Below are 12,257 nucleotides of genomic sequence, written 5' to 3'. Positions count from 1 at the left end.
GATTAAAAAAATCAGGATTTACGGCTATTCGTGATGCGGACCGAAAGGTGCGCTTATTTTTTATAATTCGGGCTTACTTTGTTCCAGTTCTTTTTATTTGAAAAGATACTTTTGTATTAATATTTATTTGAGGATATTTGTCATACCACTCTTCATCTGTAAGTTCGGAGTACATTCTTTTACTTTTCAAAACTCTTCCAAAACCTACAGGGTCTGCTTGCATTGTTTTTAATTTTTTCATTAAATTATCTAGTTCATTTTCCATGTAATTTGATATTTCTTTTTCTAAGAATTTTACATTTTTATTGTTTAAAGAAAGGTCTTCAGACATTTCATATATGATCATAGATCCTGAAAGATTTACGTTAAATTCATTTTTTTCTATCGAAGAGAATGTAACGTTACCATTTGCTCCTATAGGTTGAACCATTATTTTTAAATAATCATCCTTCATTTCTTTAGTTGAAATATAATTTTTCTCTAAATGACTCTTAGGAATATTAATTTGTTGCAATCCGATTATGCGCTTAGGGTTATGGATCATTTTAAGATAGATACTTTCGTCATTAGAAATTGACCCTACCATTTTATCCTCTTTGAACACTGCGACCTCTTTAATATAAGGTGAGGTTTTTGATCTAACAGTCACTACAGGTAAAGTTGGATCAATTCCAACTTCATAATACAGGGACAAAAAATCATGTAAAGTACATTGTGTAAGCTTTTCTCGTTTTAAATGTTTTTCAATGAGGCGATACAAGTAAGTACCTATATCTGTAAGATCTTCTTGATGTTTGCTAGTAATTATAGACTCAGATGACGGTTTACTAATAATTAAATATAAAAGAGAACCGATATTGCTATCTCTTTGAAACGTATCTAGAAGAGACATGATCCCTTTTTCTCTTGCTAACTCTTCATTAAAAATGATAGAACGAAGTTGCCCAGAACTAATATCATGACTGGTCTTATTCTCGAGTGATTGGCGTATATTTTTACTAGAACCGTTTACAGTTGAAATAATTTGGCTAGAACTTTGCATATTAGGATCAAATTGTAGTAACGATAATGTTCCTTTAATTTGATTATTTTCAATTAAATCAAAACCTATCGCTGTTGAAATTCCTTGCTTTTCTAATATTCTTTCAGGTAATACACAACTCGTAAGGATAAAGCAACTTAATATCAAGATAAGTAAACGCATGACATCATCCTTTTTCTAACCGTTCTTTTTTTTTTTTTTGAAAAAAGTTACAATATATAAAAATAATGGATAACAGAACCACAAGTAAAATCCTGTTAATGTGACTACATCAATAAAAGTATTATTTTCAACTCTTTCGGTAACAACAAAACTTAAAATCCATAGAATCACACTAATGATCCAGACAGCATATTTCTGTTTAATGCGAAAAACATCTTTTAGTCCTCTAGTAGCAATCCATAAGAAAAGAGAAAGATTTGGCAGAATAACTAATATCCAAAAGGATATAGCAATATATTCAAATCTTTCGACGAAAGGAAATTTAACAATGCTAAGCATTGTTAGAGAGGGCCAAATTGTTTTCTCAAGTTGAGCGGGACTAAAATAAATAACTGAAAGTAATGTTACCATACATACCAAACAAGTAGTGAATACAACTGCTAGTTGAGCAAAAAAATGGACTTTATTTTTCTCTTTTATAAAGGGATAGATGAAAAAAAGCGTTTCGAACCCCAACATCGTATAGGTTGATCTAAAAATCCCTCTACTTAATTCTGTTAGATTAGAGTTAAAAACTGGGGAAATTCGAATCCATTGAACATGATCTAATGGTTGATATATTACAAACACAAGCCAAATAGTTAATAAAAATGTTAAAAAACATATACCTACAATAACTCTAAATCCTCCCATTACTGCATATACTGAAATAAAAATCAATATAAAAGAGCCTACCCATTCATATATACCTTCATATCCCCAGCTAAGAGCCATTTCGATATAGCTGTTCATAATAGAATAATAAGCAATAATGAAGTATATTGTTAGAACAAAGTTAAAGAGTTTCCCTATTTTTTCACCAAATACAGTACAATGAATTTGATATAAGTCTTTATTTTCAAAACGGGATAAAATTTGAAACATTACCCAAATCAATAAATTGATTATAATACCTGCGAATAAAACAACAATCCAAGCATCTTGTTTTGATTCTAAAAAGATAATTCTTGGTACACCTATAATACCAACACCAATTTGGGCGGTATGAATAATAAAAAAAACCATGTAAGCATTGATCAATGAAACCTTTTTCATCTGAACACTTCCTAAATGTCATCTAAATCTTCTTTATTACTTGTCTTCCAAGATAGCCGCTGCTTATCAATTGGTCTATTTGAAGTTGCTCTGTTTCTATAAAAGTGCTGTGGCAAACGAAAAAATGCATATTTTAAGTCTTCAATCCGAAGAGGATAGAGAGGGGAGAGAAACGGTCTCCCTAACGAAGTTAGTTTAAGTAAATGAATGAGTAATATACATACTCCAATCATTATTCCATTGAACCCCCATGCCCCTGCTAACAAAATCATTGGAAATCTAAGAATTCGTAAAGCTGTTCCCATTTCATAACTAGGGGATGCAAAAGAACCTAATGCACTTAAAGAGACGATAATAATTAAAATATTGCTAGTTAATCCTGCCTGTACGACAGCTTGGCCTAGTACTATTCCTCCCACAATCCCCATCGTTTGTCCAACTTTGGAAGGTAATCTAGCCCCTGCTTCTCGTAGTAGTTCAATCATAATTTCTAATATTAAAGATTCAAGTAAAGGGGGAAAAGGAACTTTAGCTCGAGATTGACCTATATTGATGAGTAAAGAAGAAGGAATAAGTTCATATTGATATGTTACAGCAGCTACATAAAACGCTGAAAAAAAGATGGAAGAAATCATTGCAAATATACGTAATAGTCTTAAAGCTGAACTTAAGAACCAACGTAAATATATATCTTCTGTCGATTCAAAAAAACTAAAAAATGTTGATGGACAAATAATAGAAATTGGGCTTCTATCTACCAAAATCCCAATCCTACCTTTTGTTATGGAATACACAAATCGATCTGGAAGTTCTGTCATTACATATTGTGGAAAAAAAGAATAAGAATTATCATCCATAATTTGAGCTAATACAGAACTATCCATGATATCATCTATTTCTATTTCATTTAGACGTTGTCTAATGGTTTCGACATCTTCCGAATTAGCTATATCTTTAATATAGACGATTCTCACTTTCTGTTTCACGCGATTCCCCACAACAACCTCTTCTGTACATAAGTTATGATCGTTAATATTGCGTCTAACAATTTTGATATTGGTGGACAGTGATTCAGTAAAGGATAATTTTGGACCATATACTAACGATTCTGTTTCAGCTTTTTCTAATGCCCGTTCTGTTGTCTCTGCAATATTAACAAGAATTCCCTTTTGCTCAGAAGAAAAAAAGAGATATGCATATCCTTTGATTAATAAAGAAGTAACTTCATTTATCTCTTTTGCTACCTTTACTTCCCCAATCGGTATATTCTCTCTAATATATTGAAAATGAATTTGTTGACTAGGCAATTGAGTTAAATACTCAATTATATGAGTATTTAAATATTCTGTTTCAACTAAATTATTTAGAAAAATAATTTGAAGTGTATTATCTTTCGAATTCAACTCTCTCAATTTTAAGTCCGGAGAATTGTTTAGTTTTTTAACAATTTCATCATAATTGAAAATAGTTTGATCACTACTATCAAATTTTTTCACTAATAACACTCCATGTTAGTAATTATTATTTCTTTATCATATTATGTCCTAATTTTACAAAAAGATGATTTGTTCTTTAATTTTGGAAATAATTTTACCAAAAATGACATTATCCCTCCTAAAAATTGTGCAAGAAGAAATTATTTACTATCTAGGATATTTATGGAATAATTGCATGTTAATTTCTTAGAGGTAACAATAGTAAATCTCGCAATTGCTTTTTTTGGTGTAGCTGAGTTGTATTTATCTTCCAATTGATCGTGGAATTTATACTTTGCACGATGATGGTGGTGGTAAAAAATCCCTTTCGAAAATAAAAGGGAAAGCTATTAAAAACGGTTATTATGTTTTTAGAAAAGGCAAGAAAGGATGAGCAATGTGAAGCGGAGTCTGTTGAATTTAAAAAAGGTAATGAAACACCAAACATTGGGACAATCGCAAGAGCAAAAGGAACCGCTTTTAGACAACTTGATTGACAATGAAAACAAACTTCGCTTGATATATAAAGATTGCTCAGATGTTATATTCCGCCATTTTTATATTGGCGAAAAAGTAAAAGCTATTCTAATTTACATAGAAGGTCTGTCAAATACTGAAGAAATTGATGACAATGTCCTTTTTCCGTTAATGAACAACCCAGATGATGAAAACTGTCAAGTAGATGTATTGATTGAGAAGAAAATATCAGTCTCTAATGTAAAAGAAATCAAAACTTTTTATGATTGTATACAAGAAATTTCTTCTGGCAATCCAGTAATTATTATAAATGAGATAAAAACAGGTTTTTCACTTGGTTTATCAAAGTGGGAAAAACGGTCAATTGAGGAACCTTCAGCTGAATCAGTTGTCAGGGGTCCCCGTGAAGGATTTGTAGAAACCTTATTAGTAAACACTTCAGTAAAAATTAGAACTCCACAATTAAAATTTAAGTCAATGGAAATTGGGCAAAGTACAAAGACAAAGGTGGTTATTGCTTACATAGAAGGAATTGCAGATCGTGCTTTAGTAGAAGAAGTGACTGAACGTTTAAGCAGAATTGAGATTGATGGAATATTGGATTGGATAGCGGAATGATAGAAGAGTTCATTGAAGACTCCGCCGTATTCTCCATTTCCTAAAGTATTAGCTACAGAACGTCCAGATGTGGTAACTTCAAACCTCCTGGAAGGCAGGGTAACCATTTTAGTAGATGGAACCTCTTCTTCACTCATTGTTCCAGTAACCTTCTGTAAGCCCCCATTCAAACAACGCATATAAACACGCAGCACCTCCTGGTACGATACATGTATCAATCAAAGGAGGTGTTAGTATGCAACATAAAAAGTATTCACTGTATAAAAATGGAGTATACTTACATGATTTTGATACTATGACTGAATGCTCCAAATGGTTAGAGAATATTATAGGAGGCTCTTTGTATCAGGGCTTGAGCAGGATTAGAGATGGAAAATGGATACCTGATGAAAGGTCACAGCTTTTTGGATATGAGGTTAAAACTAATGATACTGTGGAGAGCTAATTAGGCTCTCCTTTTTCTGTAATAGGATGCTTTTCTAAAACTGACTCAGCTTATCCCTTAAATGAATAATTACATAGTAAATGTAAAAAATATATTTGTTAAAAATAACTAAGGAGATGATACAAATGGCATTAATACCTTATGATCCATTTAGACAATTAACTAACATTAGGAGAGATTTTGACAGATTATTCAATGATTTCCCTTTTCATTTAGACAATGAAATGAATCAATTGGGGAATATAAGAGTGGATGTTCATGAAACAGATAAAGAGGTAGTAGCAACTTGTGACATTCCAGGCTTACAGAGTAAAGAAGATGTAAACATTGATATTAAAAATAATGTATTGAGAATTAGTGGCTCAATTAACAGAACTAATGAGATTAAAGAAGAGAATATGCATAGGAGAGAAAGATACACAGGTAGCTTTCACAGAGCTATTACACTACCAACTCCTGTTTCTGAGGAAGGTATAAAGGCTTCTTATAAGAATGGTGTACTAGAAGTTATCATGCCTAAACAAACTCAAACAAATAAAAAGAGAATTGATGTGGATTTCCATTAAAAATGAGCAGTTTGCTACCTGTTATGAAAGAGTTTGGCAGGGATTACTTGCAGGAAATTGCTGAGGAACAACCTGACCTAGTTGATTTGCTAATTTTAAGCTGCCATTTACCTCAGGCAAAGAAAAAAATTATTTTAAATGAGCTGACTAATAATATTAAAAATTCCTACCAGCATTACTTCCTTTGAGGTAATGCTTTTCTTTTGTAAGCCCGAACTATAAAAAATAAGCATACCTTAACCGTACGCATCATAAATCACCGTATATCATGATTTTTTTAATCAGATATACGGTGATTTCATTTTATCTGCCACATCCTGCTTGGATCATTTTTGACCAAGGCATATATTGATTTAAAATTTCCGAATGTTGATAGATATCAAGATTCGGCAAATCTGTCAGTAACTTCAAGAGATAACGATAGAAATCCACTCCGTTTGCTTTTGCCGTTTCTGCGATACTTAAACCAGATGGCGTTGGCTTTTGCACCAGCTTCACTGACGGAAAAGAGCCAGTTTTTTCGACCCATCACATTTGGACGAATGGCATTTTCGGCTGGATTATTATCAATTTCGATACGGCCATCCTTCAAGAATGCTTTTAGTCCATTCGCTCTGTTCAGAGTATATTCAGCTGCTTTCGCAAGCGCATTTTTGCCGTAGAATGGTGATTTTTCAACCCAGTCAAGGAATTTCTTAACGATTGGCAACGCAAACTTTTGACGTTTCTTTCTTCGCTTACTGGGAGACAGATGCTTGAATTTCCTTTCAAGTCGATACAAAGCATCACAATAGCTGACACCGATTTGTCCGTTCTTGCTGTTCGCTTTCATCCAATAACGGCGAACATGCGCCCAACAATTTGCGAAGGTGACGCCTTCTATTTTGTCATAGGCCGAATAACCATCACAGACAATCGTTCCGGAATAATCTTCAATGAAGCTTTCGAGAACAGACCGAGCACGTGATAATGAACTTTGAAACAGGACAATCGTTGGACCTTGACTGGGCACACTTCGATAGACCCAATTGTAGGCGTTAGACTGACCAGATTTGCCATCGGAACGGTTGATAATTTGTGAATACGTTTCATCGACATGTAGAATGGTTTTAGCCATCATCAAAGACTTCATTCGTTCGTAAATAGGCAATAGCCAATCGTGTGAGGCACGAATGACCCAATTGGAAAGGTTCTTATCATTCGTGTTCAGGCCATAACGCTCCCATTCCTTTACCTGACGGTAAAGAGGTAAGTATTGTGAAAATTTATCATACATCACTTTGGCAAGTACGCTAGGACTTGCGATGCTACGTTGAATGGGAGATTGTGGCGCTTTACCACGTTTAATCTGCCCTTTTTGTAATGAATCGCTTTTGCATTTTTTACATTCATAAGCGTGTTCAATATGTTGAACTTTCATCATTTTCGCAGGAATAAATTTCGCCTCTTCACGCACGATTGTACTGCCCATTTCTATCATTTGATCATGGCAACCGTCACAGATTGTATTTGCTGGATGATGGTGAATAGCTTCTATTTCAATATCTTCACGCAAGGAATCATTTCGTTTTTTTGGTTGGATTTTTCGTACAACAGTATAAGAAATGGTCTGTTGGCTTTGTTCTTCTGTGTGCTCAGGATCAGTAAAAGACGGGTCATCCTCAAATAAGGACACTTGCCCGTCGGGCGTATTGTATTTGGATTTTTCTGTTTTAGAGCCATATAAGAGCTTGGTTAAGTGTTGAAGTTGTTGCGTTAACGATTCAATCTGTTTCAACGATTGATCCAACTTTTTCGATAACTCTTTATTTTGTTGATTCGAATGAGCTAATTGATCTTCAAGCAATCGAATTAATTTCTCAGATTGATTTTCATTCGTAGAAGAAACGTTCGCCACATCATTCACCACTTTCGTTCAGTTTCGTTCCTCCTATTATAATCAGTTCGAACAGTGAAAATAAAGATAAAAATAACGACTTGAACGAATTTAGAACGCACCTTTTGGCGATGGTTGAATGGCTTTTGGCTGCTGAATGGATAACCCTTCAAGGAGCCAGCGAAGCTCCTGTTGTGAAAGATGGCGTACTTCATTTTCATCTTTTGGCCATTGAAGTTTTCCACTATCTAAACGCTTATACAGCATGGCGAAGCCATCACCATCAAAATACAGATATTTATAGCGGTCTTTACTCCACCCTGAAAATAAGAAAATGGAATCGCTATATGGATCAAGTTCGAAAGAATCTTGAATCAGTGTGGCAAGCCCATCAATTCCTTTTCTCATATCTGTCTTACCGCAAATGATATAAATGTTTTTAACACTTGTATAGTCGTGTTTCACCCATTTTTCAACTCCCTCATGACCGCTGGATGATGTGCTCATCTACACCGTTAAAGAAGGAAATTTCAGCGTTTGCCGTTTTAATCGTGCAAGTAGGATTGGAGGAAAGCACTGTTGGCTTTGTTGCAGAATTATTTTCGTTTTCGGTATGTAATGTAACGGGAACAATGGTTAGTTTTTGTTGTGGCATAGGAAAAGCACCTCCTTTGATTGATACATGTATCGTACCAGGAGGTGCTGCGTGTTTATATGCGTTGTTTGAATGGGGGCTTACTATTAAGCCAAAAGTATTGACTTATATTAGCGCTGGTATTCTGTAGCATGAATTGCGCTCTTTATTTTTGTATCGGGCCATATAGTTTAATAAAGGGATTTAGTAAACAACTTTTTTTGTCACGTAATTTTTGGTTCCATCATGCGTGCGTCCTCAAATCAAAATTCATGTGTGTCCATTACTGTCTTTGTATCTATAATACGGTGAATGGGCTGTCTCAGCTTATTTTATTTCTGCATTATATTGGATGGCACGCCTAATTGCTTCCTGCATACTGAAAGTCTCTGCTTACTCCTCCTCTTCATGAGGAACAAGCCAGTCACGTGCATAAATTTGAAAGTCCATTAAAATTTTCCCAATTTATAATCGTTCACCCAAAGGTGAGCCTGTAATGTATATCTAAACATTTCCTTCGTATTCCAAACGTATACTCCCTACACAGTTTGTACATGTTAAGAGAAAAACAAGGGAGGGATTTCAGTTGGAGTGGATTTTTGGTCTATATCTATTTAATGCACTATTTATGTTATTCATAGCAATTTGGGAAGTACGTAGGCCTGCCAAGGCATTGAATTGGATAATAATCGTCTTTCTATTGCCAGTCATTGGTTTATTGCTTTATCTTAGCATATCAAACCCTAAGTTTATTCATCGAAAAAGATTGACCTCTTCTAAAAATGAATCTAACAAATTACCTGAGACATTCGGTGATTCAGCATCGGTAATTGCCGATGCTTTACGGAATTTAACTGTGAATGGGCTTCGAATGGCCAAGTCCAAGTGTTTAACAATGGAATAGCAAAATATGAACAACTCCTTGAATCCCTGAAAAAAGCCCAAAAAACAATTGATCTGGAATATTTCATATATCGGAATGACCAAATTGGTAATTGCATCACAGAACTGCTAATCAAAAAAGCATTAAATGGAGTGCAGGTTCGTTTTATGAGAGATGGCTTGGGGAGTTATAAATTCCCGCGTAAAAAAATCCGGCAGATGGTTGAAGCAGGGATAGAATGCAGGACAATATTTCCTTTACGGTTTCCCTGGATCTTGTCGTATTGGAATTATCGAGATCATTGTAGAATTGTCACAATCGACGGAAAAATAGCTTTTACTGGATGCATGAACGTAGGATATGAATATACAGGATTGAAGCCTGACATTGGCTTCTGGCGGGATACCCATTTGCAAATCATAGGAGATGCATTGGTCGATTTGCAGACTGTTTTTGAGGTTCATTGGAATATGGCTGTGCCGGAAAGGATAAAATCAAAAACAAATCTGAAAACAAAGTCTGATGTAATCAATCCAATCGGCAGAGAAGATCATGTCAGGTGGTCAGCCGAATTGGGATCAGAGTTGAGCACCCTAGATTATAATGAGATAAACATATCGCCAAAAACAAGGACATTTCAAAAAGCGTATATCCATACGTTGGAAGGAAACCCCTGGAATTCCCACCCCAGTTATACGTCAAACTTACTTTATATGTATAACACAGGCGACTAAGACTATTGATATAACAACACCCTATTTTGTACCAGAAACAGATATTATCATGGCATTAAAGACAGCAGTAGCACGTGGTGTGCGCGTAAGATTGCTGGTTCCTCTCCACAATAATCAAAAAATCGTGGACATTGCAAGCCGCACTTATTACGGAGAACTTATAGAAGCTGGAGTCGAAATCTACCAGTACGACAAAGGAATGATACATACGAAGGTGTTGATCATCGATGAGGAAATTGCAGAAGTAGGCTCAGCAAACTATGATATGAGAAGTTTCCGCCTGAATTATGAGGTGTGTCAAGTCTTGTACAGTGCTGATGTGGCGAGGGAACTCACAGAGCAGTTCGAACGCGATCTTACTGATTCTGTACCATTAAGAATTGAAGACTTGCTGCAACGATCCCTGACCGAGCGCATTATTGAACAGGGTGCTCGCCTGCTTTCTCCATTATTATAAGTTGATGTATCCTGTTTTTATTGTTCTCTCTTAAATCTAGATTTAAAAAATTTCATTGGCTTTAAAATATTTCTGATTTATTTTAAAAAAGTCGAAAACCTGTGTTAGAAGAACTTCTATCGTGGGTTTTTTTTATTTACGATGGTAATTCATTACTAAAAAACGGTAATCCTAAAAAGACAGCTCAAAGTGTTTGAATTCAAAAATATCTGTTATTTTTTAATTTAAATATAAGGGATGTTATCAATAGATAATATATTTGAAAATTTTAAGGAAATACGTTTATTAGAGGATAAACTGTACCTTTTAGAATTAAATTATTGGCTAAAGAATGAATTTTTAACTTGGGAATGGTGGATATTAGTTGGTTTTTTAGTTGTGCCTTGGATTATATGGTCTAAACTCGTTAAACGAGACATTATTTTAGAAATTTTGTTGTTTGGTACCATAATTATCATAACAACAACCTTATTAGATGTAGTTGGCTTACAATATAGGTTTTGGGATTATCCAATTGCATTCCTACCTATTATTCCTAGGGCCTTTCCCTTTGATTTTTCAATGATGCCTGTAGCTTACATGTTGTTATATCAATATTTTAGAACATGGAAATTTTTTGTAATCGCACAAATCACTATGGCACTCACATACGCCTTTATTGGTGAACCTTTTTCCGAGTGGGTCGAACTTGTTTATTATTTTGAGTGGAGATACAGTTATTCATTCATATATTACATCATCGTTGGTATTGGAACTCGAGCTTTAATACTAAAACTAGCCTCTTTATCTAAACTTCAAGATCTTACAACTAAGTAAATTTTAAATTGGAGGAAAAAACTTTGGAAGAAGTTAATATTGGTTTACTGACGATCAAAGTCATAGTAGGTTTTGTCACCTTATTTTTTATTATTATCATAACAGGCAGAACATCCATCTCTCAGTTAACCCCGTTTCACTTAGTTTTTGTGTTAGTACTTGGAGATTTTTTAGGAAATACCATTTATGAAGATAAGTTCACTTTTTATATGCCATCGGATTGTGGACGCTTCTCATGTTGGGGATAGAGTTTATGACTCTAAAAAATAAATCGACACGTTCTCTCTTATTAGGCGATCCCAATATCGTTAATTCTAGATGGGGAAATTTTATGGGATAATTTACATGAACACGGATTTGATCAACAGTGGTTAGATAACCAATTAACTACCAACGGATATGATAATGTAAAGCGTATATTCTACGCAGATTTGCGAGAGAGTGAAGCCATACATATAAGTCCAAAATAAAATTTGTTAGGATAGGAGCATATCAATTTTCTTGGTGAATATAATGTGGATTTAAAAATAAGATTCACCGTTTATAAAAAAGATGAACCAGAGAATCCGTTTTAAGAATTTATCTGATAAGGTGTTTGTTACTCTTTGGTCTTCCAATCGGGCGCGATTGATGAACTAAATGGTTCAAAAGGAATTGACTTAGAAAGGAGATTAAATTGAAAAAAGAATATTTTGTGCAGTATTCCCACCAGAGTATAATTAAGAGTTTTGACTTTCCAAAAGATAACTTTGTATCTATCACCATTGGAATGACTGAGATCACGTATGACTTTATCATTTCCTTAATTCAAAAAATGTTCAGTTTACCTGTCTTTTTTGTTTTAGAATCAATGATCCTTGGATATGAAAAAGAGACTTTAATTAAAAAAAATATTCCTTTTGTAACTGCTAAACTAAAGTATACAGAAAGTGCTAGATAAAATTGAACACTTATTTACCAATTTGGGTGGAGGAAAG

The 12,257-nt window shown here is 34.3% G+C and carries 14 protein-coding genes and 2 pseudogenes; 9 read left to right on the top strand and 7 right to left on the bottom strand.

Annotated features, from left to right (window positions below; all coding sequences use genetic code 11):
* Nucleotides 1–73 precede the first annotated feature (73 nt).
* Genes Q1B07_RS24785 through Q1B07_RS24775 form a run of 3 tightly spaced genes read right to left on the bottom strand, consistent with a single transcriptional unit; the run spans nucleotide 74 to nucleotide 3,795 of the window.
* Complete coding sequence (locus Q1B07_RS24785) at nucleotides 74–1,204, bottom strand: Ger(x)C family spore germination protein (protein WP_299095668.1); 1,131 nt, start codon at nucleotides 1,202–1,204, stop codon at nucleotides 74–76.
* A gap of 15 nt (nucleotides 1,205–1,219) precedes the next feature.
* Entirely contained in the window at nucleotides 1,220–2,299 is a 1,080-nt protein-coding gene (locus Q1B07_RS24780) for a GerAB/ArcD/ProY family transporter (protein WP_299095666.1), read from the bottom strand.
* Nucleotides 2,300–2,310: 11 nt separating this feature from the next.
* Nucleotides 2,311–3,795 carry a spore germination protein gene (locus Q1B07_RS24775; RefSeq protein ID WP_299834051.1) on the bottom strand — a complete coding sequence of 495 codons (1,485 nt, stop codon included), beginning with the start codon at nucleotides 3,793–3,795 and terminating at the stop codon, nucleotides 2,311–2,313.
* Between the two features lie 369 nt (nucleotides 3,796–4,164).
* Between Q1B07_RS24775 and Q1B07_RS24770 the strand changes: the two are divergent.
* From Q1B07_RS24770 to Q1B07_RS24755, 4 genes and pseudogenes are all read left to right on the top strand, one after another.
* A pseudogene (locus Q1B07_RS24770) lies at nucleotides 4,165–5,052 on the top strand (spore germination protein).
* A gap of 52 nt (nucleotides 5,053–5,104) precedes the next feature.
* Nucleotides 5,105–5,314, top strand: a complete 210-nt coding sequence (locus Q1B07_RS24765) for a hypothetical protein (RefSeq protein ID WP_299095260.1) — start codon at nucleotides 5,105–5,107, stop codon at nucleotides 5,312–5,314.
* A 125-nt stretch (nucleotides 5,315–5,439) separates the two neighbouring features.
* Nucleotides 5,440–5,880 (top strand): Hsp20/alpha crystallin family protein, encoded by a 441-nt coding sequence (locus Q1B07_RS24760; RefSeq protein WP_299095258.1) that lies wholly within the window; start codon nucleotides 5,440–5,442, stop codon nucleotides 5,878–5,880.
* A gap of 2 nt (nucleotides 5,881–5,882) precedes the next feature.
* Complete coding sequence (locus Q1B07_RS24755) at nucleotides 5,883–6,068, top strand: hypothetical protein (RefSeq protein ID WP_058005451.1); 186 nt, start codon at nucleotides 5,883–5,885, stop codon at nucleotides 6,066–6,068.
* 115 nt (nucleotides 6,069–6,183) lie between these two features.
* Here Q1B07_RS24755 and Q1B07_RS24750 read toward each other — a convergent pair whose 3' ends face one another.
* The 4 genes from Q1B07_RS24750 to Q1B07_RS24735 all read right to left on the bottom strand — a co-directional run bounded on the left by Q1B07_RS24750 (nucleotide 6,184) and on the right by Q1B07_RS24735 (nucleotide 8,411).
* Nucleotides 6,184–6,312 (bottom strand): hypothetical protein, encoded by a 129-nt coding sequence (locus tag Q1B07_RS24750; RefSeq protein ID WP_299095246.1) that lies wholly within the window; start codon nucleotides 6,310–6,312, stop codon nucleotides 6,184–6,186.
* Nucleotides 6,260–7,777: an IS66 family transposase gene (locus tag Q1B07_RS24745; RefSeq protein WP_299095244.1), complete on the bottom strand. Its 1,518-nt coding sequence runs from the start codon at nucleotides 7,775–7,777 to the stop codon at nucleotides 6,260–6,262. The genes Q1B07_RS24750 and Q1B07_RS24745 overlap by 53 nt, the downstream gene beginning before the upstream one ends.
* Nucleotides 7,778–7,867: 90 nt before the next feature.
* On the bottom strand, nucleotides 7,868–8,221 hold the full coding sequence (gene tnpB / locus Q1B07_RS24740; protein ID WP_299095242.1) for an IS66 family insertion sequence element accessory protein TnpB: 354 nt from the start codon (nucleotides 8,219–8,221) through the stop codon (nucleotides 7,868–7,870).
* 16 nt (nucleotides 8,222–8,237) lie between these two features.
* On the bottom strand, nucleotides 8,238–8,411 hold the full coding sequence (locus Q1B07_RS24735) for a hypothetical protein (RefSeq protein ID WP_366945285.1): 174 nt from the start codon (nucleotides 8,409–8,411) through the stop codon (nucleotides 8,238–8,240).
* Nucleotides 8,412–8,976: 565 nt separating this feature from the next.
* Here Q1B07_RS24735 and Q1B07_RS24730 point away from each other — a divergent pair.
* The 5 genes and pseudogenes from Q1B07_RS24730 to Q1B07_RS24715 all read left to right on the top strand — a co-directional run bounded on the left by Q1B07_RS24730 (nucleotide 8,977) and on the right by Q1B07_RS24715 (nucleotide 12,220).
* Nucleotides 8,977–10,464: pseudogene (locus tag Q1B07_RS24730) on the top strand (phospholipase D-like domain-containing protein).
* A gap of 237 nt (nucleotides 10,465–10,701) precedes the next feature.
* A complete protein-coding gene (locus Q1B07_RS24725; RefSeq protein ID WP_299095240.1) occupies nucleotides 10,702–11,280 on the top strand; it encodes a CBO0543 family protein in 579 nt (192 codons plus the stop codon).
* A 23-nt stretch (nucleotides 11,281–11,303) separates the two neighbouring features.
* Nucleotides 11,304–11,528, top strand: a complete 225-nt coding sequence (locus Q1B07_RS24720) for a hypothetical protein (protein ID WP_299095237.1) — start codon at nucleotides 11,304–11,306, stop codon at nucleotides 11,526–11,528.
* A 48-nt stretch (nucleotides 11,529–11,576) separates the two neighbouring features.
* A complete protein-coding gene (locus Q1B07_RS27120) occupies nucleotides 11,577–11,750 on the top strand; it encodes a YetF domain-containing protein (protein WP_366945286.1) in 174 nt (57 codons plus the stop codon).
* A gap of 206 nt (nucleotides 11,751–11,956) precedes the next feature.
* On the top strand, nucleotides 11,957–12,220 hold the full coding sequence (locus Q1B07_RS24715) for a hypothetical protein (RefSeq protein ID WP_299095235.1): 264 nt from the start codon (nucleotides 11,957–11,959) through the stop codon (nucleotides 12,218–12,220).
* Nucleotides 12,221–12,257: the final 37 nt, after the last annotated feature.

Origin of the sequence: uncultured Metabacillus sp., from assembly GCF_947503125.1 — a bacterium.
GTDB lineage: Bacteria > Bacillota > Bacilli > Bacillales > Bacillaceae > Metabacillus.
The sequence above is the reverse complement of the archived record's forward strand: the minus strand, read 5'-3'. Positions and strand labels throughout refer to the sequence as shown.

What these genes read in the sequence shown, in the direction of transcription:
- Q1B07_RS24755 (WP_058005451.1), top strand. Translation starts at nt 5,883, where the DNA reads ATGAGCAGTTTGCTACCTGTTATGAAAGAGTTTGGCAGGGATTACTTG.
- Q1B07_RS24780 (WP_299095666.1), bottom strand. Translation starts at nt 2,299, where the DNA reads ATGAAAAAGGTTTCATTGATCAATGCTTACATGGTTTTTTTTATTATT.
- Q1B07_RS24760 (WP_299095258.1), top strand. Translation starts at nt 5,440, where the DNA reads ATGGCATTAATACCTTATGATCCATTTAGACAATTAACTAACATTAGG.
- Q1B07_RS24765 (WP_299095260.1), top strand. Translation starts at nt 5,105, where the DNA reads ATGCAACATAAAAAGTATTCACTGTATAAAAATGGAGTATACTTACAT.
- Q1B07_RS24785 (WP_299095668.1), bottom strand. Translation starts at nt 1,204, where the DNA reads ATGCGTTTACTTATCTTGATATTAAGTTGCTTTATCCTTACGAGTTGT.
- Q1B07_RS24725 (WP_299095240.1), top strand. Translation starts at nt 10,702, where the DNA reads ATGTTATCAATAGATAATATATTTGAAAATTTTAAGGAAATACGTTTA.
- Q1B07_RS24735 (WP_366945285.1), bottom strand. Translation starts at nt 8,411, where the DNA reads ATGCCACAACAAAAACTAACCATTGTTCCCGTTACATTACATACCGAA.